This is a genomic window from Tepidibacter hydrothermalis, assembly GCF_029542625.1.
Taxonomy (GTDB): Bacteria; Bacillota; Clostridia; order Peptostreptococcales; family Peptostreptococcaceae; genus Tepidibacter_A; species Tepidibacter_A hydrothermalis.
This window is the reverse complement of the sequence record NZ_CP120733.1, coordinates 332,923-358,635: the sequence shown is the minus strand read 5'-3', so window position 1 is coordinate 358,635 and position 25,713 is coordinate 332,923. Positions and strand designations below refer to the sequence as shown.

General features: G+C 28.1%; 28 protein-coding genes. 6 read left to right on the top strand and 22 right to left on the bottom strand.

Features of this window, described 5'->3' with window-relative positions; translation table 11 throughout:
- Positions 1 to 14: 14 nt before the first annotated feature.
- From P4S50_RS01460 to P4S50_RS01420, 9 genes are all read right to left on the bottom strand, one after another.
- On the bottom strand, positions 15 to 1,682 hold the full coding sequence (locus P4S50_RS01460) for an ABC transporter ATP-binding protein (protein WP_277732738.1): 1,668 nt from the start codon (positions 1,680 to 1,682) through the stop codon (positions 15 to 17).
- A gap of 12 nt (positions 1,683 to 1,694) precedes the next feature.
- Positions 1,695 to 2,180 (bottom strand): GNAT family N-acetyltransferase, encoded by a 486-nt coding sequence (locus P4S50_RS01455; protein WP_277732737.1) that lies wholly within the window; start codon positions 2,178 to 2,180, stop codon positions 1,695 to 1,697.
- 10 nt (positions 2,181 to 2,190) lie between these two features.
- Entirely contained in the window at positions 2,191 to 2,772 is a 582-nt protein-coding gene (locus P4S50_RS01450; RefSeq protein WP_277732736.1) for a gluzincin family metallopeptidase, read from the bottom strand.
- 54 nt (positions 2,773 to 2,826) lie between these two features.
- Positions 2,827 to 2,952, bottom strand: a complete 126-nt coding sequence (locus P4S50_RS01445; RefSeq protein WP_277732735.1) for a Clo7bot family Cys-rich peptide — start codon at positions 2,950 to 2,952, stop codon at positions 2,827 to 2,829.
- 32 nt (positions 2,953 to 2,984) lie between these two features.
- The gene (locus tag P4S50_RS01440) at positions 2,985 to 3,080 is read right to left on the bottom strand and encodes a Clo7bot family Cys-rich peptide (protein WP_277732734.1); all 96 of its coding nucleotides are present in this window, start codon (positions 3,078 to 3,080) and stop codon (positions 2,985 to 2,987) included.
- A gap of 18 nt (positions 3,081 to 3,098) precedes the next feature.
- Positions 3,099 to 3,230, bottom strand: a complete 132-nt coding sequence (locus tag P4S50_RS01435; protein WP_277732733.1) for a Clo7bot family Cys-rich peptide — start codon at positions 3,228 to 3,230, stop codon at positions 3,099 to 3,101.
- Between the two features lie 4 nt (positions 3,231 to 3,234).
- Complete coding sequence (locus P4S50_RS20205) at positions 3,235 to 3,363, bottom strand: Clo7bot family Cys-rich peptide (protein ID WP_277732732.1); 129 nt, start codon at positions 3,361 to 3,363, stop codon at positions 3,235 to 3,237.
- A 227-nt stretch (positions 3,364 to 3,590) separates the two neighbouring features.
- Positions 3,591 to 4,229 (bottom strand): tRNA (guanosine(46)-N7)-methyltransferase TrmB, encoded by a 639-nt coding sequence (gene trmB, locus P4S50_RS01425; RefSeq protein WP_277732731.1) that lies wholly within the window; start codon positions 4,227 to 4,229, stop codon positions 3,591 to 3,593.
- A gap of 1 nt (position 4,230) precedes the next feature.
- On the bottom strand, positions 4,231 to 5,646 hold the full coding sequence (locus P4S50_RS01420) for a sensor domain-containing diguanylate cyclase (protein ID WP_277732730.1): 1,416 nt from the start codon (positions 5,644 to 5,646) through the stop codon (positions 4,231 to 4,233).
- Positions 5,647 to 6,009: 363 nt separating this feature from the next.
- Here P4S50_RS01420 and P4S50_RS01415 point away from each other — a divergent pair, with 363 nt between their 5' ends.
- The 3 genes from P4S50_RS01415 to P4S50_RS01405 all read left to right on the top strand — a co-directional run bounded on the left by P4S50_RS01415 (position 6,010) and on the right by P4S50_RS01405 (position 8,763).
- A complete protein-coding gene (locus tag P4S50_RS01415; RefSeq protein WP_277732729.1) occupies positions 6,010 to 6,702 on the top strand; it encodes a response regulator transcription factor in 693 nt (230 codons plus the stop codon).
- 8 nt (positions 6,703 to 6,710) lie between these two features.
- Positions 6,711 to 8,108 (top strand): HAMP domain-containing sensor histidine kinase, encoded by a 1,398-nt coding sequence (locus P4S50_RS01410; protein WP_277732728.1) that lies wholly within the window; start codon positions 6,711 to 6,713, stop codon positions 8,106 to 8,108.
- A 91-nt stretch (positions 8,109 to 8,199) separates the two neighbouring features.
- The gene (locus P4S50_RS01405) at positions 8,200 to 8,763 is read left to right on the top strand and encodes a hypothetical protein (protein WP_277732727.1); all 564 of its coding nucleotides are present in this window, start codon (positions 8,200 to 8,202) and stop codon (positions 8,761 to 8,763) included.
- Positions 8,764 to 8,806: 43 nt separating this feature from the next.
- Here the strand turns inward: P4S50_RS01405 and P4S50_RS01400 are convergent, their stop codons facing one another.
- Positions 8,807 to 10,135, bottom strand: coding sequence for an FAD-dependent oxidoreductase (locus P4S50_RS01400; protein WP_277732726.1), 1,329 nt, complete (start codon positions 10,133 to 10,135; stop codon positions 8,807 to 8,809).
- 351 nt (positions 10,136 to 10,486) lie between these two features.
- On the opposite strand from P4S50_RS01400, the gene P4S50_RS01395 reads away from it, so the two are divergent.
- Positions 10,487 to 10,777: a hypothetical protein gene (locus tag P4S50_RS01395; RefSeq protein WP_277732725.1), complete on the top strand. Its 291-nt coding sequence runs from the start codon at positions 10,487 to 10,489 to the stop codon at positions 10,775 to 10,777.
- Between the two features lie 965 nt (positions 10,778 to 11,742).
- Here P4S50_RS01395 and P4S50_RS01390 read toward each other — a convergent pair.
- On the bottom strand, positions 11,743 to 12,072 hold the full coding sequence (locus tag P4S50_RS01390; RefSeq protein WP_277732724.1) for a hypothetical protein: 330 nt from the start codon (positions 12,070 to 12,072) through the stop codon (positions 11,743 to 11,745).
- Between the two features lie 16 nt (positions 12,073 to 12,088).
- On the bottom strand, positions 12,089 to 12,394 hold the full coding sequence (locus tag P4S50_RS01385; RefSeq protein WP_277732723.1) for a hypothetical protein: 306 nt from the start codon (positions 12,392 to 12,394) through the stop codon (positions 12,089 to 12,091).
- A gap of 188 nt (positions 12,395 to 12,582) precedes the next feature.
- Between P4S50_RS01385 and P4S50_RS01380 the strand changes: the two genes are divergently transcribed.
- Positions 12,583 to 13,281 (top strand): DUF554 domain-containing protein, encoded by a 699-nt coding sequence (locus P4S50_RS01380; RefSeq protein WP_277732722.1) that lies wholly within the window; start codon positions 12,583 to 12,585, stop codon positions 13,279 to 13,281.
- Positions 13,282 to 13,451: 170 nt separating this feature from the next.
- Here the strand turns inward: P4S50_RS01380 and P4S50_RS01375 are convergent, their stop codons facing one another.
- The 4 genes from P4S50_RS01375 to P4S50_RS01360 form a co-directional block, all read right to left on the bottom strand.
- Positions 13,452 to 13,955 carry a peroxiredoxin gene (locus P4S50_RS01375; RefSeq protein WP_277732721.1) on the bottom strand — a complete coding sequence of 168 codons (504 nt, stop codon included), beginning with the start codon at positions 13,953 to 13,955 and terminating at the stop codon, positions 13,452 to 13,454.
- Positions 13,956 to 14,067: 112 nt separating this feature from the next.
- The gene (locus P4S50_RS01370) at positions 14,068 to 14,421 is read right to left on the bottom strand and encodes a hypothetical protein (protein ID WP_277732720.1); all 354 of its coding nucleotides are present in this window, start codon (positions 14,419 to 14,421) and stop codon (positions 14,068 to 14,070) included.
- Between the two features lie 272 nt (positions 14,422 to 14,693).
- The gene (gene brnQ / locus P4S50_RS01365; protein ID WP_277732719.1) at positions 14,694 to 15,992 is read right to left on the bottom strand and encodes a branched-chain amino acid transport system II carrier protein; all 1,299 of its coding nucleotides are present in this window, start codon (positions 15,990 to 15,992) and stop codon (positions 14,694 to 14,696) included.
- A gap of 321 nt (positions 15,993 to 16,313) precedes the next feature.
- On the bottom strand, positions 16,314 to 16,727 hold the full coding sequence (locus P4S50_RS01360; protein WP_277732718.1) for an RrF2 family transcriptional regulator: 414 nt from the start codon (positions 16,725 to 16,727) through the stop codon (positions 16,314 to 16,316).
- A gap of 656 nt (positions 16,728 to 17,383) precedes the next feature.
- On the opposite strand from P4S50_RS01360, the gene P4S50_RS01355 reads away from it, so the two are divergent.
- Positions 17,384 to 19,381 carry a methyl-accepting chemotaxis protein gene (locus P4S50_RS01355; protein WP_277732717.1) on the top strand — a complete coding sequence of 666 codons (1,998 nt, stop codon included), beginning with the start codon at positions 17,384 to 17,386 and terminating at the stop codon, positions 19,379 to 19,381.
- 61 nt (positions 19,382 to 19,442) lie between these two features.
- On the opposite strand, the gene P4S50_RS01350 is transcribed toward P4S50_RS01355, so the two are convergent.
- From P4S50_RS01350 to mobA, 6 genes are all read right to left on the bottom strand, one after another.
- A complete protein-coding gene (locus P4S50_RS01350; RefSeq protein WP_277732716.1) occupies positions 19,443 to 19,883 on the bottom strand; it encodes an MOSC domain-containing protein in 441 nt (146 codons plus the stop codon).
- A 503-nt stretch (positions 19,884 to 20,386) separates the two neighbouring features.
- Positions 20,387 to 20,944 carry a 4Fe-4S dicluster domain-containing protein gene (locus P4S50_RS01345; protein WP_277732715.1) on the bottom strand — a complete coding sequence of 186 codons (558 nt, stop codon included), beginning with the start codon at positions 20,942 to 20,944 and terminating at the stop codon, positions 20,387 to 20,389.
- Positions 20,944 to 22,317 (bottom strand): [FeFe] hydrogenase, group A, encoded by a 1,374-nt coding sequence (locus P4S50_RS01340; RefSeq protein WP_277732714.1) that lies wholly within the window; start codon positions 22,315 to 22,317, stop codon positions 20,944 to 20,946. The genes P4S50_RS01345 and P4S50_RS01340 overlap by 1 nt, the downstream gene beginning before the upstream one ends.
- A gap of 17 nt (positions 22,318 to 22,334) precedes the next feature.
- Positions 22,335 to 22,877 (bottom strand): 4Fe-4S dicluster domain-containing protein, encoded by a 543-nt coding sequence (locus tag P4S50_RS01335; protein ID WP_277732713.1) that lies wholly within the window; start codon positions 22,875 to 22,877, stop codon positions 22,335 to 22,337.
- A 22-nt stretch (positions 22,878 to 22,899) separates the two neighbouring features.
- Positions 22,900 to 25,038 carry a formate dehydrogenase subunit alpha gene (gene fdhF, locus P4S50_RS01330; RefSeq protein WP_277732712.1) on the bottom strand — a complete coding sequence of 713 codons (2,139 nt, stop codon included), beginning with the start codon at positions 25,036 to 25,038 and terminating at the stop codon, positions 22,900 to 22,902.
- A 76-nt stretch (positions 25,039 to 25,114) separates the two neighbouring features.
- A complete protein-coding gene (gene mobA, locus P4S50_RS01325) occupies positions 25,115 to 25,705 on the bottom strand; it encodes a molybdenum cofactor guanylyltransferase (RefSeq protein WP_277732711.1) in 591 nt (196 codons plus the stop codon).
- Between the last annotated feature and the right edge of the window lie 8 nt (positions 25,706 to 25,713).

Genomic DNA, 25,713 nt, shown 5'->3' with positions numbered 1-25,713 from the left:
TCTCCTTTATAACTTTATATTGATATAGCTGTATTAGTTTCTATTTCACCATTTCTAATAATTATTACTTCATCAGCTTCTTTTGCCAATTTCATACTATGAGTTATAACCAAAACCGTTTTTTCTTCACTTAAATTTTTTAATAAATCAATAATACATTCTTCTGTTTCTTGATCGAGTGAAGCAGTTGGTTCATCTAGTATTATTATAGGTGTATTCTTTATAATCGCTCTTGCCATTGATATCCGTTGACGTTGCCCCCCAGATATGTTCAGTTCCTCATTTATAATTGTTTCAAACCCATCATCAAAGCCTATTATTTCTTCATATATTCCTACTTTTTTGCATGCATCAATAATGTCTTCTTCGGATATATTATCTATCCCTATAGATATATTATCTTTTATGCTCATATTAAAAAGCTCCACATCCTGATGTATTAAAGCGATATTCTCCCAAAGACATCTATTAGATAATTTATTTATATCTATATTTGAAATTTCTACAGATCCCTTATTAGGTCTATAAAACCCTGTCAATAATTTCATTAACGTACTTTTACCCGCACCAGATTCACCTGTTATAGCAACCAATGTATTCTCTTTTATATTTAAGTTTATATTTTTCAAGTTATAACTATCATTTAAGTCATCTTTATACGAAAAAAACAGGTTATTTACTTTAATATCTCCACTCAATTTTTTTCTCTCATAAAATATATTTATTTTTGATTTTAAATTTAAATATTCTTCAATTCTCTCTAATATAGGTATCACTTGTTGCAAACTCATATTGCTATTCAACAATTCCATGATACAAGGTGTTAGCATTTGAAAGTAAAGTCCTAATGCAACAACTGTTCCAAGTGACATTTTATTATTTATAACATAAAAAGAACCTATTCCATATATTGTTACAATACAAAATACAACTAACCCCTCTATAATCATATTTAATGTATTATTCATATTCCCAAGTTTTATATTACTTTCAAGTATTTTTTTTGAATTGGATATATATTTATTTATATATACATTTTCTATTAAGTTTACTTTTATAGTCTTTATGCCTTTTAAAGACTGATCTATTGTGCTGCATATATCATCATAATTTCGTCTTGTATCTAAAGATATATTTCTAATTTTTTTGCTTAAAATTACAATAACACTAATAACTAAAATACTTATTATCATTATTATAGATGTTATTTCAAATGATAAATAAAACATTCCTGCTATTATAATAGTTACTATCAATATATTTTTTATTATTACTATAAAAAAGTTTGTAATAAAATTAGCCACTATATCACTATCATTCATTATTCTAGACAGTATAGATCCTTTTGAGTTTTCTTCGAAAAAATCCATATCTGCATAAATTATATTCTTATACAATTTGTTTCTTATTTCATAACATATCTTCTGAGATAATTTGAGAAATAAAATATTTTTTAAATATCCTAATAAAGGTTGTAATATACATACTAACCCAAATAAAGTTAATCCAAATTTCAAATCATCCATAGATTTTTTAGGCAAAATATCATCTATTAAATATTTAGAAACCATAGGTGCTAAAAAGTATACAACAGCATAAAGTATAGTCAAAATCAGACCTATTATCTGCACTTTTAAATTAGGTTTTATAATGTTCATGATGTTTTTATACACGTTTTTCATATACTATATCCTCTAATCTTGATCTATTTGTTTTATTAATCTTGTTCTATATGTCTCTAATCCATGATATCTAAGTGCATTTTTGAATTTCTTATTATGCTCATAAACATCTGCATGTATATATTTAATTCCCTGTTTTTTTACGAAGTTTTCCATTGCATAATATAACTTATTTGCAATCTTTAATCCTCTAGATTCTTTATCTATATAGCAGTGTAATATGTAAGCATATTTATCTATATAAAAATCATCTCCAGGCTGCTTAATCCAAGTTTCTATGTAACCAACAATTTTGTCCTCATCAAATGCTGCAAAAATCTTGCAAGTGGGATTTTTTATTATATCCTCATACATTGCTTGTGTGACATGATCTATATTTATCTCTTTATCTAAGTATTCATCCTTTTTGAAATGATCATAAGATAATTTTTTCCATAGATTATGTATTTGTGATGAATCTTCAATACTAGCTTCTTTAACTACAATTTGTTCATCCATAGTATTCTCCTTATAATTTCAAATTATTTTTTGAAAACATATCCCAATTTAAACTTCTTATAAATTCTATAACTTCTCTTTCTCCATATTTGATTATGAACATATCCATAATCAATATAGACAAATCATAGAAATGATCATGTTCATAATCTAAATCCTCTAATTCAAATTTTTCATTCTTTATTAATTCAACCAAATATTTAAAATCTATATTCTGATTTTGATTGGCATAATAAAGAGCTAATCCTTCATTCAAGTAAATAGGACATGTATTATTAGTAATATAGTTTAATACTATATGTACAAATTCGTGTACAATAATCTGTATTATAAAATCACTACTCTTATTTTCCCAGTTATCTAAGTTGTAAAGTATTATAGTATTATCATTATTTAGTGCAATTACCCAGTCTGGTATATCGCATTCTATAATTTTTTTCATGTCATTCTTGTTATTTATACATAATACATTTACTCTATCTTCAAATCCGAATTTATTTCTTATTTCATTTATTCTAAAACATATATTAAGGTTATCCCCTAAAATGTTTAGCAACTTTTCATCATTTATATCTATATTTAACTTGTCCATAATTTTATATAAAACTATACGGTTAATAACCGTATAGTTTCATTCCTTTCATTCTTATTTCTTATTGAAAGCATTGTAAAAACAAGGACTTTGATTACTACATTGATTATTACATTGAGTCGAACATGATAAGCAGTATCCTTGTGTATATTTTCCTTTAGGCTTTACTATGTATTTCATCTTAACTACCTCCTATTGTTATTACAATTTGTTTATTTTAAATTTAAAGCAAGTACATTACATTGAGTTGAGCATGTTAAACAATATCCTTGTGTATATTTCATTTTAGGCTTTATTATATATCTCACCTTTTACACCTCCTATTGTTATTTCAACTTATTTACATGTGCTAAATAAAAACAAGGACTTTGATTAGAACAATTATTATTGCATTGAGTTGAGCATGATAGACAATACCCTTGTGTATATTTGCCTTTAGGCTTTACTATGTATTTCATATTATCACCTCCTTTTATTTATAATGTAATATGTACATATTACTTGTGTTACACAATAGTTGCCGCAGTTGGTTGAACATGAAAAACAATATCCACATTTGTATTTTTTTTGAGGCTTAACTATAAATTTCATATGATAGCTCCTTATTAATAGAAATTCCTTTTGATATCTATATTCTTTATTAAATAATATTCCAAATTTTTCATCAATACGTTTGTAGTATAAAGGTATTTCAATGTCTTAGAATGTTATTTTAGTAATATTTGAGCATTTTAAGCTCTTATATGTGCATTTTAGTATGAATATTTGAATGTATGTTTCTTTTTAAGACATAAAAAAAGAGGTAGATAATAATTTATCTACCTCTTTTTTCCTTCACATCTATATATCTTCATACCTAAATTCATAAACTTATCTTCATACTCAGTTGTAACATTTCCTTCAAATTCACTATTTGCTAAATCAAGAGAAACATTCTGCAGCTTAAGACCATATTCAGATATTTGATTAAGTGAGAATTCAAATAACTTTTCATTATCAGTTTTAAAGTGTATCTCACCATCATCAGTAAGTATTTTATTATACATATCTAAAAAATTGCTATGAGTAAGTCTTCTTTTAGCCCATCTCTTTTTAGGCCAAGGATCACAAAAGTTTATGAATAATCTGCTTATCTCTTTATCCTCAAAATATTCTAATATGTTATTTACATTTCCCCATATAAAAAGAATATTATTTAATTCACCTTCATCAGCTTTTTGAACAGCTTTTAATAAAACTTCTTCTTTTATCTCCATTGCTATAAAATTTATATCAGGATTTTCTTTTGCCAAAGTAGTTAAAAATTTTCCTCTTCCAGTTCCAACCTCTATGTATATAGGATTGTCATTATTGAATTTTTGTGACCATTTTCCTTTAAAATCAACTGGATTTTTTATCACTTGCTTATCGTATGATAATAATTTTTCATCTGCGCCTTTTACTTTTCTTCTTCTCATATTATGTCCCTCTTTCTATTCTATCTCTTCCATTTTCTTTTGCTTTGTATAGAAGCTTATCTGCTCTATTTACTATGCCCTTGCAAGACTCTTGTTTAAACTGAACAATTCCTCCACTTATTGTAAGTATAAGATTTTCATTTTCAAATTCAATCTCTTTTATTCCTTTTCTTATATTTTCTGCCTTTTTGTATGCATTTTCTATATCTGAGTTCGGTAATACTATCAAAAATTCTTCTCCACCATATCTTCCAACAAATCCATCTTTACCAATATATTGCTTAATATAATTAGATATTTCAACTAAAACATCATCTCCAAATTGATGACCATATTTATCATTTACTTTTTTAAAATGATCTATATCAAACATTATTATAGATAAATCACGTTTTAAAACACAGGCTTTTTCTATCTCTTTCTTCAATAATATATATATATGCCTATGATTATAAAGTCCTGTTAGTCCATCTGTTATACTAATATCTTTAAGTCGTATATTAATCTGATTTATTTTATTTTGTATATCATATCTGTCTTTTATCATAGCATTAACAGATATAGCCATCTTTTTTAATTCTATATACCTTAACTTCTCTATATCTATGTATATTCTTTCTTCTGAAGCTCTTTCGAAGAAATCTACTACAAATTCTATTTTTTTGTTTATTCTATAATTTATTTTTTTAAGATATAAAAGTAAAATTAACATTATTACAATCATAAGTATTGTAACTGTTTTAATTTCCTTTTTAAATGCATTTTTTAATATAGCTTCATTCTTTTTTATATTTTCATTTATATCTTCTACATATATACCTGAGCCTATAACCCACTCCCACTCCGGAACAGCCTCTGCATAATACAGTTTATCATGATCTAATTTATCCGTATCCTTTATCCATTTTTGAGTTATATATACTCCATGCTCACTTTCTCTAGCCATTTTTATAAGTCTTTGGTTAACTTTAACTCCATTGACATCCTTCATATCCCATATATTTTTACCTGTTATCTCTGGATATTTACCATTTCCAAGTTCAAGTCCATCATAAGTGAGTATAAACATATATTGTTCGTTATTATCTCCAAAATGGATGTTTGATATAAATTTTATAATTCTTTGTTTTATAATTTCTTCTATTTCTACATCTGTATATTGGGTATTTTTTCTTAGTAATTCATATGTATTATTTTGTTCAAACTCTATGTATTCAAATACTCTATCTATTTGAGTTTTTAATAATTTTTTTTGATCTTTTATATACTCTATTTTCAAAATTTCACTTTCTTTTAAAAAATTTCTATACTGCCTAATAATATTGTTGCCTTCTATTATAACTGTAATTATAATAATAAAAAACAACATACTTTTAAGTAAAATTTTTTTTATGCTAGAACTGTCTGTCTTTAACATTTTAACACCTCTTATTTTAGCATTAATCCCTTCATTATATCATATAATATATTTCTTAATCATCTCTTAAATGTATCTTAAATATTTGTACCCAATATTTTCTATTCTAAATTATATAGGTAATAATTTCTATACTTTTATTTACTTTATCAAATTTTAGATATTATTGATATAATATTTATGCAAGATTATATCAATAATACCTAAGTTTTGCTTTATCCGAAAGCTAAAAATTCTAAAACTCCACCTTCTTAAGGCTTGAGATAAGAACTTAACAGCTTCTGGATTAGCTCAACTAAAAATTCAGCTGTAGTAAAAACTCCATCTGAATTAAGTTTCGCTTTATTAAGGAGATGATTTTGAGTGACCAATAATAAATTAATTTACGTTGTAGATGATGAAAAACACATTCGAGAATTATTAAAAAATTATCTAGAAAAAGAAGGATACAATGTTTGTACATACAATGATGGTCTACAGGCCTTAAACGCATTCCATATTCACCCATGCGATATGCTTATTATAGATGTTATGATGCCTAATATGGATGGATTTAGTTTGTGCAAAAGTGTAAGATCAGTTAGCGATATTCCTATAATAATAATTTCTGCTAAAAATGATGAAATAGATAGAATATTAGGTCTTGAGTTTGGAAGTGACGATTATATAGCTAAACCATTTAGCCCTAGAGAATTAGTTGTAAGAGTCAGAAATATGTTTAGAAGATTAAATCCACTCCCTACTCCTAATAATAGTCTTGATATTCTCTCATACAAAGATATCCGTATTTTTCAAAAAAATAGATCCTTATTTATAAACGATGATGAAATCAAATTAACTTATAAAGAATTTGAATTAATTAATCTTCTTTTAAATAATTTGAATATCGCTTTTTCTCGCGAAAAAATAATAGAAAACATTTGGGGATATGATTATATAGGTGATACCAGACAGGTAGATGATTTGGTTAAAAGAGTTAGAAAAAAGCTTCTTTTAAATAATTCTGAAGTTAAAATAGATACCATATGGGGATATGGATACAAAATAAATAAGTAGGTGATTATATGAAAAAAACAATTTCAAGTAAGCTTATAAGATTAAATATGTCCTTAGTTATATTCGCACTTTTTCTTATGTCCTTTATGTCTATGTTCTTTATACAAAATTATCTTGAGAAGCAGTTGATAAAAGACCTTATATCAGAAAGTAGGCTTATTCAAAGAATTTCTCAAAATGAATCAACGGGCAAAAGAGGAATAAATAAAGAATCATTAAAATCAAACTTAGATTCTAACTATAAGATATATAAACGAGAATTTGAAAGTCAAAGTATTATATTTGCTAATAGAAACGGTTCTTACCAACCTATATTTTATTCATCTAAACGCAATGTATTAGACAATGAATCTATAGAATTTATAATAAAAAATGTTGAAAATCATAAGTATAATTTTAAATTTACATCAAATAAAGTTGAATATTTGGCTGTAGCAAGAAATACTAAAAATATATCTTCCAATAATAGAACTTCCCATGGATTTATATTAACTTATATTTCAAATAATACTACTACTGAGATAATAAAAGGTATATCAAAAATACTGTTCTTTTCTATGATATTATCAGCCTGCATATGTATATTCGTTATATTTTTTGCATCAAGAAAAATCACAGACCCTATAATTAAATTAACTAATTTAGCAAAAGAAATATCAAATAGGAATTTCAACTCCACTTTTTCTATAGATACTGGAGACGAATTAGAGAGCTTAAGTAATTCTATAAATAAAATGGCTTGTAATATAAAAGATTATGATACTAATCAGAAACATTTCTTTCAGAATATATCTCATGAGCTAAAAACACCTTTAATGTCTATACAAGGATATGCCGAAGGGGTTAGAGACAATGTTTTTGATGATAACGAAAAGCCTCTAAATATAATAATAGATGAGAGTAATAGAGTAAAAAAATATGTTGAAGATATTATATTCTTATCTAGGCTTGAAATGCTAGATATATCATTTGAATACAAGTTTTGTAGTCTTAATGAAATTATAATAAGTTCTATTGAAAAAATAGAGAGTATAGCTATATTGAGAGATATAGATATTATTTATAATCCAAGTGAAGACATTCATTTGAATATAGATAAAGATAAATTCATACAAGCTTTAATAAATCTTTTATCTAATTGTCTTAAATACACTAAAGATACAGTAGGTGTAGATACTATAAAGACAAATAATTGTTATAAAATAAAAATATGGGATAATGGAAATGGCTTTAATAAAGATGATTTGAATAAAATGTTCAATAGATTCTATAAAGGTGAAAAAGAAGGTAGTGGAATTGGTATGTCTATTGTTCAGAAAATAATAGACAATCATAATGGAACTATATCTGCTAGTAATAGAGATAATGGTGGAGCTGAATTCACAATAAAGATTCCCATTAATTAAATATATTTTACACACTTTTACCACACTTTTTATATTTTTATAACTAATTTTAGTTTTATACTTTAGTTAAATCAAAAAGGAGGTATATTCTATGAATATTAAAAAATTTGTTATGTGTGGTATGGTTGCTAGTATGGTAATGGGTTCTTCTCTAGGAGTATTTGCAAATGAACTTCCTGATGGAACTGATAAAACTCAAATCAAGGCTGAAAGATTGGCTGAAAAAGAAGCTAAAAAAGCTGAAAAGCAAGCCCAAAGACAAGAAAAACTAGCTCAAAGAGCTGATAAAAAAGGAATATCAGTAGATGAATTAATAGAAAAGATAGATGCTCTTAAGGCAGAAGCTAAATCTCAAGGATTAACTTTTGATGAATTTAAGGCTCAAAGAAAAGCTGAAAGAGAATCTAAAAAAGCACAAAGAGCCGATAAACTTGCTCAAAGAGCTGAACGACAAGGTATAACAGTTGATGAATTAATAGCTAAAATAGAAGAGCTTAAAGCAGATGCTGAATCTAAAGGTATAGCTTGGGATACATACAAGGCTCAAATAAAGGAAGAAAGACAAGCTGCAAGAGAAGCTGCAAAAGCTGAAAGACAAGCTCAAAAAGAATTGAAACAACAAAGTAAAGTAGAAAAAAACGCTCAAAGTTTATAATATTATAAAAAAACCACCTGTATACTTGGTGGTTTTTTAATTATTATTCAGCACTCAATCCTGCTAAATTCAATAAATTCCATGGCTTATTAAAATGTGGTTGAAAGAAAAAGTCAATAAATGCCAATTCATCTATTGTCATTTTATTTTGAATGCAAACAGATATTGTATTTATACATTGAGTTAAATCTGTCTTTGAAATAATTTGAGCTCCTAGAATTATTCTAGATTCTTTTTCGTAAACTACTTTTAGTTTTGCTAAGTCATACGTAGGCATAAATTCTGGTCGATAATTATCTTCAACTGTCACTGTATCAATATCAATTCCTAATTCTTTAGCATAATTTTCAGTTAATCCAGTAGATGCAATATTATGTTCATATATCTTAATTCCAGAAGTTCCTTGAGTTCCCATGTATCTAGTTGTAGGCTTTACTAAATTTCTAGCAACTAATGTTCCCATACGAACTGCATTTGTAGCTAATGGAATATATCCATGTTCTCCTGTTGGATTATATATAATTGCACAACAATCTCCAGCTGCATATACGTCTTCTTTGCTTGTTCTCATATATTCGTCAACTATAATAGCTCCATTATCTAACATCTCAATTTGCTTTTCAAATAACTTAGTATTTGGTTTAAATCCAATACATAATATTACTAAATCAGCTTCATATTCACCTTTTGATGTAATTACCTTTGAAACTCTACCATCTTTTCCTTCAAATCTATTTACAGTTTCTCCTAGAGCTAATTTTACGCCGTGATCTAAAAATGCATTTTCTGCTGTATCTGTATATTCTTTATCTAAGTATTTACTTAAAATACGATCTTGACTATCAATTAATGTTACATTCTTTTTATTCATTTCAAATGCCTCTACCAATTCAACTCCTATATATCCAGCACCTACTACAACTATATTCTTAGAATTTTTTGCTTTTTCAATAATTGTATTTGAATGATAAAAATTCTTTGATAATAATATATTTTCTAAATCTATTCCCTCTATGTTTGGAACTATCGGCCATGATCCTGTGGTTATTATTAACTTATCGAATTTATCCTCAAATTCTTCATTTGTTTTTAAATTACGAACTTTAAGTTTCTTTTCATCTGTGTTTACTTCTAATACGTCATGAGACATTTTAGTAGTTACACCTAATTTTTTTAGTTCCTCAGGTGAAGAATAAAATAAACCGTTTGGGTCTTTAATTACCCCTCCCACATATAGTGCAATACCACAAGATAAGAACGATATTGTATCATTTCTTTCATACACAGTTATTTCTGCATCTGGGTATAACTTTGCAACATTTAATATTGATGCTGTACCTGCATGTGTACAACCAATAACAGCTACTTTCATTTTTTTCCCCTCCTATATAATAACTTTAGTTTTTATATCACTTTTAGATAATTATTTTTTTAACAAAGCTTTCATTTTATTACTTACCCTTATTTATTTTAATTAATCATTTATATTCTATCCATTTCTTTTAATTAGATTACAATTCAAATTAATTATATACATATTTTGTAAAAGAAGAGTTACTGTGATATATTTAAATTCAGTATATTTATTCAAAATCTAAAATTAGGATGTGAATCTTAAGACAAGAAAATTCTTGAGTACAGTTAATATAATAGTATCCATACTACTATTTTTGCTTGTTTATATAAAATCATATTGAAATATTTATAAGGTAGGAGGTTTATAATGAATTTTAGAGATGATAAATCAAAAATATATTATATAGGTGAAAATTTTATTTCTATATTTTTAATTATTTTAACAATAGCATACTTCTTAAATAGAAATGACAAAGATTTAGCTGTTATAATTTTTGTTGTACAACAAATCTTTTTAGGTTTATTTTGGTTGCTTTCAGGAATTAAGCTAGTAGTTGCTCAAAAAAATAAAAGTGGCTTTTTTAATTGCATATTTGGTGGATGTATACTTGTATTTATCACAATTATAATTTCAATTAAGTTTTTCAACTCTATTTAAAGCTCTAAATTTAGTACAAATAATATTATGTATCATAACCCATAAGTTGATTCCAAAATAAATGACATTAAAACTATATGTAAAAATATTAGTGAATGCTTTTGGATGCTTTGAATACTTACAAAATCTAAAATTAGGATGTGAATTTTATTGAAAATAAATAAATTTGTTTTATGGTTTATAAATATTATTTGTACCATATTATCTTGCTACTCTTTTCATATGTGTATGATATATTCTGAGAATATTTATGAATCCAACTCTAGTAATGGATTAGGTTATGTTTTAGCAATAATGATCTGCTCCTTTATATTCATATTTCTCAATATTATTATACACGCTCTAATCTTCATTAATCATTATGGAACCTTCAAAAAAGATAATATTAAGATTAAAGAATTAATTATACAAAAAGATAAATTTAACTTTATTCGACTATTGGGTTATTTAATAATAGTATATTTACTTCATGATTATACGATAGCTAATACAATATCTTCTACATGGAACTTTATATTTCATGTATCCACAATAATTTTAATATGTTTTTATATTATGTGGCTTATAAGTTCTCTAAAGAGAAATGTTGAAAACAATATTCCCCTATAAAGCATACATACGTAATCATAAATTATTATTAGATAAAAAAGGTAGGTATATATATGAAAAAGAATAAATTTATTTCAATTATAGAATTTACGTTTTACATTGGTTTTATTATATTTTCACTACTTGGTCTATTTCACATCATTGTTTTAGATACCGAAATCATATTTGGTGTAGTAAGTATTTCTATGTTATTATCAGGTTTACATAACTGGAACAAAAGAAGATTCCTAAGCATACTTAATATATTATTATTTATATTTATGTTTTTTACTTTTTTACATTATCTTATATTAAAATATTTCTAACATTAAAGTTACATGATCTAATATTTAGTTTTATACAAAATATTTAACACATTAGCGGTATTTTAATGCCCTTGATTTTGCATTAAATACATAAGTTTTTATTAGATAAATGCAATCAAGAATAATTATTCCCCATACTGTAATCGCTATTATATATCTAAAACATATATTAATATTAAAAAACAATGTAGAATATCCAATCATAGATAAAAATATATTTACTATCATATATTCAAGTATAATATTCTTATTCATACTTATATTTTTCAATAAATAATTACTAGAAAATATAGCTATAATTGAAATTATTATAGATAATAAAAAGAAAAATTTAAATATAATACCAGAGAATAGCATAAATAGCGAACCAAAAAACTGCATGAATACATCTCCCCTTCTACACTTTCATTATTATCTCACGAGCCATACTACTCTCACTACGTTTTACAAGTACCTTATACTTTGTATCTCTTATTCCAAATCCATTTCTACTCCTAATTTCATTTTTAAATTTAGTCTTAACTTTAATATTTGAATCCTCAAGATTGTTTTTAATAGCTACATAATCATCTATATTCTTAGTTACATGAATAACCTCCCATATAGCTATCTCAATCAACTTTATTACGGCACCTACTATTATTCCTAAAATAATAAGTGACTGAAATATCAAATTATAATCTATTGAAATAACATTTCCCATACTACACCTCCCATAAATAACCAAATACATTTTATACAATTATAATATATGCTTGAATAACCTTCCACACAATTATACAATTAAATTATGTTTTTTATAATAATAAGAGATTATAAAGTTTCCACTGTGTGGATAACATTAATATAAAAACTATACTTTCAACTAGACGAATTTTAGGAGGTCTTTTTATGTTGGGAAGTTTCGCAAATGGATTGGCAGTATTAATAGGGAGTTTAATAGGCCTTTTATTTAAAAAAGGTATCGGTGAAAATTACAAGAAAATACTCATGGACTCTATGGGGTTATGCATATTCTTAATAGGAATTATGGGAGCTACAAAAGCTCAAAATATATTACTTCTTATAGTTAGCTTGGCAATAGGTAGTGTTATTGGGGAATATCTAAAAATCGAAGAAAACTTGGACAAGTTAGGCGATTTTATAGAAAGTAAATTAGTAAAGAAAAAGGGAAGTATTGCAAAAGGATTTGTAACCGCTACACTAGTATTTTGTATAGGTTCCATGGCAATCATAGGTGCCCTAGAAAGTGGTTTAAACGGAAACCACCAAACTCTTTTCGCTAAATCAATAGTAGATGGAATACTATCTATAATATTTGCATCAACATTTGGACTAGGAGTTTTATTCTCATCAATCTCAGTTTTCTTATACGAAGGTTTTATAGCAGTTGCAGCATCTTCTGTAAAGATGTTTTTAGTAGACAGCGTTGTAAGCGATATATCATCAGTTGGTGGAGTCCTTATTATAGCAATAGGTCTTAATGTCCTAGATATAAAAAAAATAAAGGTAGGAAATATGCTCCCAGCAATATTCATACCCTTAATTTTTTTCATACTAAAACTTATGTATTTCAAGGTAATTCACTAATTAACAACATTATATTACTTTAGACATTTATATTTCGTTTATTTCTTGGGAAATATAGGGAACTTTGTTCTCTTATCAATATTATCTACAATTTGAAAATCATATAATTTCCTTAACCGTAAAAAATCCATAGGGATTAATAATTAATCCCTATGGATTTTAATATTTAACTATAATGTATCTTGACCTTCATCCCAGTTTACAGGACAAGCTTTACGAGTCTGTAATGCTTTAAGAACTCTAAGGAATTCCATAACATTTCTTCCAACTGAAGTGTTATTTATAGAATAGTATTGTAAAATACCATCAGGATCTATTATGAAAGTTCCTCTTAATGAAATACCACCAGCTTCATCTAAGAATACACCATATTCTTTAGCTAATTTTTTATCATAGTCAGCTAATAGTGGATAATCAATTCCGCCTAAACTCTTAATCCAAGCTTTATGTGTAGGTATACTATCTGTATTAACACCTAATACAGTAGAGTTTAATCCTTCAAATTTCTTTAACATACGATTAAACTCAGGTACTTCAGTACCTCAGACAGGTGTAAAGTCAAGTGGATAGAAAAATAAAACAACATATTTTCCTCTTAAATCTTTTAACGAAATGTCTTTATCAGTGGTGCTAGGTAATGTAAAATCAGGTGCAGGCGAACCAATTTTAATCATTTGTTTCCCTCCTTTATTATTCTTCATCAGTATATATTATCTTCTTGCAGAAGTACTTTTATTCTTATTTATTAAATTCCTTAATCATAAAAAAAGAGCATATAGCTCTCTTTTAATCTAAATCTTTTAAATTCATTTGGATATATTCCATTACTTCAAAAATATTCACGTTAATTCCGTTTATTTTATCCTCAAGTTCTATATTACTACCAGTCAAAATTGTATTGATATTTTGATTTTGCATAATTCCATTTAAAACTTTAATAATTATTTCTTTTTCTTCATCAATATACTCTAAATCTTTTAAGCTTATTTCAATAGATTGCTTAACTTCAGAAACACTCATATTGGTTCCATTTGTTTTATCCACTAATTGTAAATCTCTATTAGTCAAAGTTGTATTGATATTTTGATTTTGCATGATTCCATTTAAAAGTTTAATAATTATTTTTTTATTTTCATTCATATTGTATTTCTCCTTTGAAATAAGTTTTAAATTACAATATTACTTATATGCATGAATAATAAAAAGTGTTCATCACAGGTTTATTTATATAAAGATTATCTTAATTCGTTTATATGTTATATAAAACCAAACTTAAATATACAACCATGATTAATTTAACTCATTATGCTAATCTAAAAAAATAAATGCTGATGATATTGTTAATATCCTCAGCATTTAACTTTTATCTATACTTAATAATCTTATCTGTGTACAAATAATTCAAACTCATATTATTGAACGGAATTTGTTTCGTTTTTATATAAAAATGTAGTTATAAAGATTCCTAAAATAGCGGGAAGAACCCATGCAAATCCTGCACTTGCAAGTGGGAGCATTTTTATAAAATCTCCTATAAATGCAGTATTTACTCCCATTGCAGAAAGTCCATCAAAAACACTTACAAATAAAGCACCACAAACGGCTCCCAGATATGCTTTCTCACTTTTTATAAAATCATCAAATACACTCACAAGTATGAGTACAATCGCAACAGGATAAACTGTAGCAAGAAGAGGAACTGCAAATTTAACTATATTTTCAACTCCTGCATTTGCAAAAACTGCACTTATTATTACTGTTGATATAACTATTATTCTATATGAAAGTTTTCCTTTAGTAAGTTCTTCAAAATAAGTCCCTACCGTTGCAACAAGTCCAATTGCTGTTGTAAGACATGCAACTGAAGCAGCTAAAGATATTCCAAATTTTCCAAAGTTACCAAGTATACGTTCTGTTATTCCAACCACAAGATCTGTTCTTGCTATATCAGCTGAAAAAATTCCACTTCCAGTTGCACCAAGGAAAAGTAGTCCTCCATATACAAATACAAGTCCTGTTCCAGCAACAAGTCCAGCTTTCATCGTAACTCTAATTTGATCTTTCTTTCTCTCATATCCTTTTTCAGCAAGAGAAATTAATATTATTCCTCCAAATACTATTGATGTAAGTGCATCCATAGTTTGATATCCTTCAGTAAACCCTACAGAAAAAGAATTTCTTAAACCAGTATCAACAGAAGTTCCTATTGGTGAAGTTATTCCTTTTATTATTATACTAAAGATTATAACTAATAATATAGGAGTAAGTATTTTCCCTATCTTATCAATAATACCAGACGGTTTTATTACAAAGAAAAGAGTTATACCAAAATATATTATTGATACTAATACAGGACTTACGTCCGGTATAATTGGTTTTACTCCAAGTTCATAAACTGTAGCTCCTGTTCTTGGTATAGCAAGAAGTGGTCCTATTGCAAGTACTATTATTGTTCCAAGTATTTTACTAAATGTAGGGTTAACCTTACCCGCAAGATCATTTATAGTACCCCCAGCCTTTGAAACAGCTAATACTCCAAGCAAAGGCATTCCTACTCCAGTAAGAATAAACCCTATTAAACAAGCAGCCCAACTCTTTCCAGATGCAAGACCAAGAGCTGGTGGAAAAATAAGGTTTCCAGCTCCAAAGAACATTGCAAAAAGAGCAAGTCCAACTACAAAAAAGTCCTTAGTTTCTTTTGTTCTCTTCATTTTTCTGCCTCCTAATATATTGTTCTTCTCAATGTTTCTCATTATTAAAATGTATGATTCTGTTTTTTTCATTCTTCGAACAATCAAAAATAACGTATTCATTGTACCACATTTTTTTATTTTAGTTAATATATTCCTTTTTTTGTCGCAATAATAGAAATATTATCCTTTTATGTAATATTCATTCAAAACATACAATTCCCATAAAAACACGTCTAGTTACTACACACCAACTCATGTATCTCATAATCCCTTATCATATAAAAATACCAGTACAATATAGGAATACATACTATATCTTACTGGTATTTTTACATTTTATTAATCTTTCTCTTTTAATAACTCTTTAAAAGTTACCTTTTCAAGTTCTTCACGTAAAGTCTTTTGAATCTTAGCTAAAGCTTTATGAATTTTACAGGTATTAGTTCTTTTCATATTGCAGTATTCTTCATCATGCAAGCATCTATTAACATATATAGGACCATCTATAGCTTCAACTACTTCTCTTAAAGTTATATCTTTAGGATCTTTGTTTAACATATAGCCACCCTTTACACCTCTAAAAGATTTGACTAAATCTTTCTTTGTAAGTTTTCTTAGGATTTTTAACGAAAATCTTAAAGTTATATTCTCACTCTCCGAAATTACTCTGGCTTCTACTCTTTCCCCAGATGATATTTGACAAAGGAACAATATTATTCTTAATGCATAATCCGCTTCTTGAGTTATTTTCATATGATCACCTTCTAAACTAGTTATTATATATATTTTCGTATTAATATACTACTTTATTTGTAAATATTATTTTTCACAGCATCTATCTCTTATATACACTAATCAAAATAGCATAAGCAATTTTAACATCCCTATTTCAATCGTAAATGAAATTCTTAAATTATATAAGGTAAATATTTTCATTAAGAAAGAGATTAATTTCTATACTATAGGTGACGATAAAATCAATAGATCAATTCATCGAATTTTGTCGAAATTATTTCATATTAGATTTACTTTATATTAAAATTTCATTTTGAAAAGGGAGGGAATTTATGAAACTCACAATAAAAATAAAATTAATCAACGTAATTTTAGTAGTAATAATTGTACCTATTTCAATATTAATTTTAACTTTATTTATGAATATTATTTTTCACAGAATCTATCTCTTATATACACTAATCAAATTAGTATAAGTAATTTTAACATCCCTATTTCAATCGTAAATGAAATTCTTAAATTATATAAGGTAAATATTTTCATAAAAAAAGAGGTTAATTTCTATAATATAGGTGCCGATAAAAGTAATAGATCACCTTGTCGAATCGTGTCGAAATCATTTCGAATTAGATTTAATCTATTTTAAAATTTCATTTTGAAAAGGGAGGGAGTTTATGAAACTCACAATAAAAACAAAGTTAATTGCCATAATTTTAGTAGTAATAATTGTACCTATTTCAATTTTAGGTACAACATCGTACTTAAAAGCAAAAAAAGAATTAAAAAATCAATTTAAGCATTCTGTAGAGCAGTTAAATAATGATATTAAGCAATCTATTGAAAATTACTTTGAGGGACATGAGTATGGGGTTGATTTGGTTAGCAATAATATTAACCTCAAGGAGATTGTGAATCATCCTGAATATGAACCTTTTCTAATGTCGCTATTTACCCAATATGTAGAAAGTTATAAAGGGGTAACTCAAATATATATGGGAACTATAGATGGTGGATTTAGGATTTATCCTGAAGCAGATATGGGAAGTGACTATGATCCAAGAGTACGCCCGTGGTATAAAGAAGCAATTGAAGAACAAAGTGTTACTTGGACTGATCCGTATGTAGATGTTGTTAGTGGTAATCTTGCGATTTCTAGCGCAGCCCCAGTATATGACAATGGAGGTAAATTAGTTGGTGTAGTAGGTGTAACTATATCCTTAGATGAATTATCTGAAAAAATAAGTTCTATAAAAGTAGGAGAACAGGGATATCCGTATATTTTAAGTTCTGATGGAACATTAATTACACATAAGAATCCAGAAAAAATAGGTCAAAAGACAAGTGTACCAGCAATTCTTGAAGGTATAAATAGTAATAAAGATTTTGGAATTACAGAATATAAATATAAAGAATCTAATGGTAATGTATCTGAAAAACTTGCTGTGTATACAAAAATGCAAGATTCAGGTTGGTACATAGTATCGACAATATATATAGATGAACTAGCAGAGTCTACTAAAGGTATACTTACTAATGCTATATTCATAGGATTGTTTATAATTATTGCAGCATCATTAGTAGGTATAATATTTGCAAATAAAATTTCTAATCCTATAAAATCAATAGTAGGTAATATGAATAAAGTAAAAGATGGAGATTTTACAGTAAAATCAGATATTAAGTCAAATGATGAAATAGGATTACTTTCAGACAATTTCAATATCATGATAGAAAATGTTAAAACTCTATTATTAGATGCAAAACAAGTAAGTTCTGAAGTATCAGATGCCGCAACAAATTTAGCAGCTACATCAGAAGAAACTAGTGCATCTGCTGAAGAAATAGCAAAAACTGTAGAGGAAATAGCAAAGGGAGCAAGTGAGCAAGCAGCAGATGCAGAAAATGGGGCAAAACTTGCATCTAATTTAGATGATAAATTTAATAAATTAGCAAATAATACTGATACGATGTCTAAAAATGCAAGTGAAGCAATTAATATCAATATAGAGGGTGTTAATGTAGTTAATGAGCTTAAAGAAAAAACTGATTTGAATAATAAGTCTATTCAAAAAATCGAGTCTGCAGTGAGACAATTAAATGAAAACTCAAGTAACATTGAAGATATACTAGATACAATAAGATCTATAGCTGATCAAACAAATTTACTAGCACTAAATGCAAGTATCGAAGCAGCAAGAGCTGGAGAAGCTGGAAAGGGATTTGCTGTAGTAGCAGATGAAATAAGAAAACTTGCAGAAGGATCAAGTACTGCAACTGATGAAATTAAAAAAATAGTAGATACTATCAAAGAAGAAAGTGAAAATACAGTTGATATTATGACAGAAGTAAAAATGATTTCTATAGATCAAACAAAGTCTGTAAAAGATGTAAATGATTCATTTGGAAAAATCTCAACATCAATAGATAATATTACAAATGAAATAGAAGAAGTTAATAAGTTTGTATTAGATATAATACACGATAAAGATTTGATAGTAGAGTCTATAGGAAATATATCAGCCGTATCAGAAGAAACTGCAGCAGGATCAGAAGAGGTTACAGCTTCTGTTCATCAACAAGCCATGGCAGTTGAAGAAGTAGCAAAAAGCGCAGAAAAGTTAAATGAGTTTTCTTTAAATCTTAATAATCAAATAGATAAATTTAAAATATAATATAAAAGTGAAAAGATGGATATGAAATTAATCATATCCATCTTTTTTATATACTAAGGAATTATAAAATTTCTATATCATCTCCAGCCTTAATAACTCCGCCCTCAATAATTCTTGTAAATATTCCTTCTCTTGGCATTACACAATCGCCAACCAATTTTCTTATTTCACATCCATTATGACATTCCTTACCTATTTGAGTTACCTCTTGAATAGTATCTCCAATCTTTAGTTTAGTTCCAACTGGTAATTCATATAGAACAATTCCTTCAGTAGTAATATTCTCTGCAAACACACCACTTACAAGCCCCTCTACCCCAGATGCTTTCATTTTATCTATACTCTCTTGACCAAGTAAACTTACTTGTCTATGCCACTTTCCTGCATGAGCATCCCCAACAAGACCATGATTTTCTCTAAACTCTCCTTGTGGTATTGGATGCTTTACAACACCTTTTTTTTCACTTAGGTTTACATCTATAACCTTACCAAATTTATTCATGATAAATTCCTCCCCATCAAGTGATTTCTTTATTCAGACGTTCCCAAATCTATGAGCATCTTTGCTATAATTTCAATTTCTTCTAATGTACTATCTTATTCTATTCCATCATTTTTTGTTATTAATCAATAGGTATTATATCACTTTTTTATACCATTCTTTAACTTACAGAATAATACAATTTTTTTGGTTGGTGAAATATTTAATATAATTGATATTTTAATAAATGACATCTTGATATAACCATATAACTAGAAAATGATGCTTGTTAAAATGTTAGCTAATGATTTAAATATTTTTCTATAAAACTTGGATTACGACGTTTAAATATCCGTTAAAAAACTTCGTTGTCTGACCGTAAGGGAGTTTAGAAGTTTTAGGATATTTAATAAGACGGAACCCTTAGTTTTATTAAAATATTTAACACATTAGCGTTATTTTAATAAGCATCATTTTGCTATTAAGTACTGAAATTTTAAATATATTCCTTTTTGAATTAAAATTTATAACAAAGATACACTTTTATTTCTTTTATCCTTTACAGATTGTTTTATATCTTCATCTTTAACTATCTTGAATGCATCTGTAGGACATACCTCAACACATGCTGGTCCTTTTTCTCTATTTATACAAAGATCACACTTATTAGCTATTATTCTCTCCTTAAAACATAAGGTTTTGGAGTCCATATCAATTAAATTAGGTTGAAGCACTTTTTCTCCATCTTTGTAATAATCAACTAACTCTATAGCCCCTAATGGACATGCGGTAAGACATGTTTTACAACCTATACAAGTTTCTTCGTTTATTTGTATGCTTCCATTTATATTTGATATAGATCCATTTGGACATACATTTGCACACGGAGCATCTTCACAATGTCTACATTGAATAGGTGCACTAACAGTTGCTGTTTTTACAACAGTAAGTCTTGGATTAAACGATATATTTTTACACTCTGGATTGAAGATATCTTCATCAGAATGAGCTATAACACAAGCTATTTGGCAGGTTCTACACCCTATACACTTATTAGGATCTGCTATAACAAAAGTATTCATTAACATTTCTCCTTTCTCGATGCATATTCAGTATGTAAAAGATGATGTGATTTTTCTCCTAGTGGTTCACCTAAAAACTCATCATACAATTTTTTGATACTATTATTTTCATGAGATTTTCTTACACCACACTCACCATCATGAGTGTAAAGTGATTCTTTTCTGTTATCATATGCCATTTTCTTATACTTATCTAAAATAACTTTTGGCTGTCCACCTCCACTTATACAACCTTCTGGACATGTCATAACCTCTATAAAATGTAGATCTGATTTATTATTTTTTATATCTTCAAGTATAGGCCTAACATTTTCAAGACCTGATACTACTGCAACATTTAATTTAATATCACCTACATCAATACTAGATTTAGTTACTCCATTTTGTCCTCTTACACTGTTTATATCTATATTTGGGATACTCTCCTTAGTAATAAGTTCATATCCAGTTCTAATAGCGGCCTCCATAACTCCACCAGTAGTTCCAAATAATGTTCCCGCTCCTGTATAATCACCTAGAGGATTATCAAACGTTTCTTCTTCTATATATTTAAAATCTATCCCCATATCCTTTATTAAATAACCTAGTTCTCTTGTAGTTATTACTACATCAACATCTTTATATCCACTTGAATTCATCTCATCTCTATCACATTCGAATTTCTTACAAGTGCAAGGCATTACAGATACACTAAATATATCTTTAGCATCTACATTATCTATATCTGCACCATAAGTTTTAAATATAGCTCCAGCCATTTGCTGAGGAGACTTACAGCTTGAAAGATGATTTAACAGTTCTGGATATTCTTGTTCCATAAATTTAACCCATGCTGGACAGCATGAAGTAAACATAGGTAAATTACTATTTTCACTAACTCTTTTAATAAGTTCGCTACCTTCCTCCATTATAGTTAAATCTGCTGAAAAGTTAGTATCATACACTCTGTCAAATCCCATTCTTCTAAGAACTGCTGCAAGCTTTTTATCTGTTAATGATCCTAAATCCAGCCCAAAATCTTCTGCTAAAGCAACTCTTACAGCTGGTGCACACTGAACAACAGTATATAATTTATCATTACTTAAACTATTTTTAACTTTTTCTACATCACATACATTATAAGCTGCAAATAAAGGTTCTTTAACCGTTTCAAGCATACCTCTTTCTTTTAATTTTATATCTATAGGAGTAGTTTCCTCTTCAAACTCACTTGAATAAGCACTACATATTTGTACACATTGCCCACATATAATACATTTATCTTCGTTTATACTTTGAGCCTCTCCTTGTTTTCCTTCTATAGCATCAACAGGACATACACTTGCACATCTTCTGCATCCTGTACATATCTCTTTATCTATATTGACTATCATCTCCTATCCCCCCTAAATTAAAGATTCATAAGTCCTAGTGCAGCTTTTATATTTTTATTCTTTTTATCTTCTTTTATATCTACAAGCCTTAATGCATTTTGAGGACATGCTTCTATACACGCTTTAGTCTCTTTCCCTTTGCATAAATCACATTTATATGCTATTAATTTTTCTTCTTCAAGTCCTAATTGAATTACTTTCTCTTCATTTTTATAATGTGGCAATAATTCTATTGCACCTATTGGACATGCCATAAGACAAGTCTTACATCCTATACAATTTTCATCTATATAAATAATATCTCCTTCTTGCTTTATAGCTTTGTTAGGACATGCATTTGCACAAGGCGCATCTTCACAATGTCTGCACTGTATAGGTGCACAGAATTTTTCATTTTTTACAAGATATAATCTAGGAATAACTGGAGTTGTCATCGTTCCTACTGTGTATCCTATATTATTTTCTTCATTGTGTACACTAGAACAAGCCACTTCACAAGCTTTACAACCTATGCATTTATTTGGATCTGCTATGACAAAAGTATTAAAACTTTCCTTCATTTTCTCTCTCAACCTTTCATACTTAAATTTTTACAACCCTCATATTCTTTCTTATTCTAGTGTATTCATCTTTTATATACTGCTCTGCTTTTTCTTGGTTATGTATTTTTTCAACTTTAATAGCACAGTATTTAAATTCAGGAGTCTTTGAAATAGGATCTAAACTATCTATAGTAAGTTCGTTACAAGAACCAATCCACCACTGATAAGTCATAAAAGTAGAACCTTTTTTCACTCTATCAGTAACACTCGCTCTAGTTATAACGCTTCCTCTTCTAGAACTTACTCTTACTAATTCTTCATCCTCTATACCTAACTTTTCGCTATCTTCAATACTCATTTGAATATATCCAGGCTCATCCGCAAGCTCTTTTAATGCCCTACAGTTACCAGACATAGTTCTAGCAGAATAATGTCCAACCTCTCTAACAGTTGAAAGACTAAGTGGATATTCTTCATCTGGAAGTTCTCTAGGTGCTCTCCACTCACTAGCAAATAAATTTCCTTTTCCGCTAGGAGTTGAAAATTTATTTCCTTTATATAAATACTTCGTTCCTTCATGTTCCTCACTTGGACAAGGCCATTGAACTTCACCTTGTTTTTCCATCTTTTCATAACTTGCACCAGCAAAACTTGGACATAGACTTCTCATTTCATCCCAGATTTCCTTAGTATTTTCATACTCCATATCATATCCCATACTACTTGCAATCTCAGAAATTATCTGCCAGTCAGGCTTTACATCACCTTTAGCATCTATTGCCTTATTGAACTTTTGGAATCCCCTATCTGCACAAGTATATACCCCTTCATGTTCTCCCCATGAAGTAGCTGGCAGTATAACATCCGCGTGAAGAGCAGTTTTGTTCATAAATATATCCTGAACTATAACAAAATCTATTTTATCAAGTGCTTCTCTAACCTCAGAAGAATTAGGGTCACTTTGAACTGGATCTTCTCCAAATATATAGTAAGCTTTGATTTTATCTTCGTTCAAAGCCAAATGAGGTACCTCTGTTAAAGAGTATCCATTCTTATTAGAAAGCTTAACTCCCCAAGCTTTTTCGAACTTTTCTCTAACCTTATCATCAGTTACCTTTTGATATCCAGGATATACATTTGGAAGAACTCCCATATCACATGCTCCCTGAACGTTGTTTTGACCACGAACTGGACCAATACCTACATTTTCACGTCCATAGTTTCCTGTTAGAAGAGCCAGTGATGCAAGTCCTTTAACAACATCAACAGCTTGTGAGAACTGACATACTCCCATACCATAAAGTATCATACTATCCTTCGCTTTAGCATATTCTCTCATAGCTTTTCTTATATCATTTGCCTTAACCCCTGTTATCGTTTCAGCGTATTCTGGAGTATACTTCTCAACTAAAGCCTTGTAATCTTCGAATCCATCAACATGATTTTTTACATAATCTTTATCATAAAGATTTTCATTTATTAAAACATTTCCAAATGCATTTACAAGGGCCATATTAGTTCCACCCTTTATAGGAAGCCACATATCTGCAATTCTCGCTGATTCTGTAATTCTAGGATCTGTAACTATTATCTTTGCTCCCTTTTCTTTAGCTTTTACTATTCTTCTTGCAACAATAGGGTGTGAATCTGCTCCATTATATCCAAATATAAATAATAAGCTTGCATTTTCTATCTCATTGATTGAATTAGTCATTGCACCACTACCCAAACTGTAAGCCAGACCGGCTACGGATGGAGCATGTCAGATTCTAGCGCAGTGATCTATGTTATTAGTACCTATAACAGCTCTCATAAACTTTTGCATTATATAATTTGCTTCATTACCTGGTCCTCTTGCACAACCTGTACCCATTATAGAATCTGGACCATAATCTTTTTTAATTTGAGTTAGTCTTGTTGCTACATAATCAATTGCTTCATTCCACTCCACTTCCTCTAATTCTCCATTTCTTCTAATCATAGGTTTTTTAATCCTAGCTGTAAGATACTGAGGATCTCTTAAAAAATCCCATCCATAATGACCTTTAAGACATAAATTACCTTCATTGGTTCTTCCATTTGCAGGTTCAGCTCTTACTATTTCCCCATCTTTAACTATAAGATACAGTTTGCATCCTGCCCCACAATAAGGACATACAGTTAATACTTTTCTCTCCATACAATATCCCCCTTATAAATTGAAAATTATGTATTTTCTTTATGTGTAAAAAAAGAACCTATAAGGTCTTTTTAACTTATAGGCTCAATTCATTGTCGATTATTAAATCTTCTTGTGTATTCAAATTTTTAAACATGTCCCAATTATGGCTAAATTCTCTCGCTTTATCTTCTTCAACATACATAGTATTTATATTGTTTATAAATGAAAATAAAGATCTTCTATCATTACAAAGATATTCATCAATTTTATTTATTATTCTCTTATTGTAAAAAGAATTTAGTGGCTCTATGTGATTTTGAGATTTTGTTACACATGCATCAACATCTTTTATAATGCTCTTCATATACGTTATATACTCTAAATTTACAATAGGCATATCACAAGCTATAAAATATACATATTCACTAGAAGCTTCTTTTAGACCTACATGTATTCCACTTAAAGGCCCTTTGCCTTTAATTTCATCACTCACTATTTTAACTTTATAATCTTTATAAAACTCTTTTTTGTTAGTTACTATTATTATTTCTTCAAATTCTGATTTCAATTTATCTATTAGAGAATCTATTAATCTTACACCTTTTATATTAAGAAACTGCTTGTCGAATTTCATTCTAGAGCTTTTGCCCCCTGCTAGTATTACTGCACTCTTAAACTTATTCATAATTACAC

Bases quoted from the DNA above. Each gene is read 5' to 3' on its own strand.
- P4S50_RS01340 (WP_277732714.1), bottom strand. From the start codon at position 22,317: ATGATAGTCAATATAGATAAAGAGATATGTACAGGATGCAGAAGATGT.
- P4S50_RS01405 (WP_277732727.1), top strand. From the start codon at position 8,200: ATGAATATTAAAAAATTTGTTATGTGTGGTATGGTTGCTAGTATGGTA.
- P4S50_RS01385 (WP_277732723.1), bottom strand. From the start codon at position 12,394: ATGGGAAATGTTATTTCAATAGATTATAATTTGATATTTCAGTCACTT.
- P4S50_RS01355 (WP_277732717.1), top strand. From the start codon at position 17,384: ATGAAACTCACAATAAAAACAAAGTTAATTGCCATAATTTTAGTAGTA.
- P4S50_RS20205 (WP_277732732.1), bottom strand. From the start codon at position 3,363: ATGAAATTTATAGTTAAGCCTCAAAAAAAATACAAATGTGGATATTGT.
- P4S50_RS01400 (WP_277732726.1), bottom strand. From the start codon at position 10,135: ATGAAAGTAGCTGTTATTGGTTGTACACATGCAGGTACAGCATCAATA.
- P4S50_RS01335 (WP_277732713.1), bottom strand. From the start codon at position 22,877: ATGAAGGAAAGTTTTAATACTTTTGTCATAGCAGATCCAAATAAATGC.
- P4S50_RS01395 (WP_277732725.1), top strand. From the start codon at position 10,487: ATGAATTTTAGAGATGATAAATCAAAAATATATTATATAGGTGAAAAT.
- P4S50_RS01390 (WP_277732724.1), bottom strand. From the start codon at position 12,072: ATGCAGTTTTTTGGTTCGCTATTTATGCTATTCTCTGGTATTATATTT.
- brnQ (WP_277732719.1), bottom strand. From the start codon at position 15,992: ATGAAGAGAACAAAAGAAACTAAGGACTTTTTTGTAGTTGGACTTGCT.
- P4S50_RS01445 (WP_277732735.1), bottom strand. From the start codon at position 2,952: ATGAAATACATAGTAAAGCCTAAAGGAAAATATACACAAGGATACTGC.
- P4S50_RS01420 (WP_277732730.1), bottom strand. From the start codon at position 5,646: ATGTTAAAGACAGACAGTTCTAGCATAAAAAAAATTTTACTTAAAAGT.
- P4S50_RS01435 (WP_277732733.1), bottom strand. From the start codon at position 3,230: ATGAAATACATAGTAAAGCCTAAAGGCAAATATACACAAGGGTATTGT.
- P4S50_RS01410 (WP_277732728.1), top strand. From the start codon at position 6,711: ATGAAAAAAACAATTTCAAGTAAGCTTATAAGATTAAATATGTCCTTA.
- mobA (WP_277732711.1), bottom strand. From the start codon at position 25,705: ATGAATAAGTTTAAGAGTGCAGTAATACTAGCAGGGGGCAAAAGCTCT.
- P4S50_RS01370 (WP_277732720.1), bottom strand. From the start codon at position 14,421: ATGAATGAAAATAAAAAAATAATTATTAAACTTTTAAATGGAATCATG.
- P4S50_RS01360 (WP_277732718.1), bottom strand. From the start codon at position 16,727: ATGAAAATAACTCAAGAAGCGGATTATGCATTAAGAATAATATTGTTC.
- trmB (WP_277732731.1), bottom strand. From the start codon at position 4,229: ATGAGAAGAAGAAAAGTAAAAGGCGCAGATGAAAAATTATTATCATAC.
- P4S50_RS01380 (WP_277732722.1), top strand. From the start codon at position 12,583: ATGTTGGGAAGTTTCGCAAATGGATTGGCAGTATTAATAGGGAGTTTA.
- P4S50_RS01345 (WP_277732715.1), bottom strand. From the start codon at position 20,944: ATGAATACTTTTGTTATAGCAGATCCTAATAAGTGTATAGGGTGTAGA.
- P4S50_RS01460 (WP_277732738.1), bottom strand. From the start codon at position 1,682: ATGAAAAACGTGTATAAAAACATCATGAACATTATAAAACCTAATTTA.
- P4S50_RS01350 (WP_277732716.1), bottom strand. From the start codon at position 19,883: ATGAATAAATTTGGTAAGGTTATAGATGTAAACCTAAGTGAAAAAAAA.
- P4S50_RS01455 (WP_277732737.1), bottom strand. From the start codon at position 2,180: ATGGATGAACAAATTGTAGTTAAAGAAGCTAGTATTGAAGATTCATCA.
- P4S50_RS01450 (WP_277732736.1), bottom strand. From the start codon at position 2,772: ATGGACAAGTTAAATATAGATATAAATGATGAAAAGTTGCTAAACATT.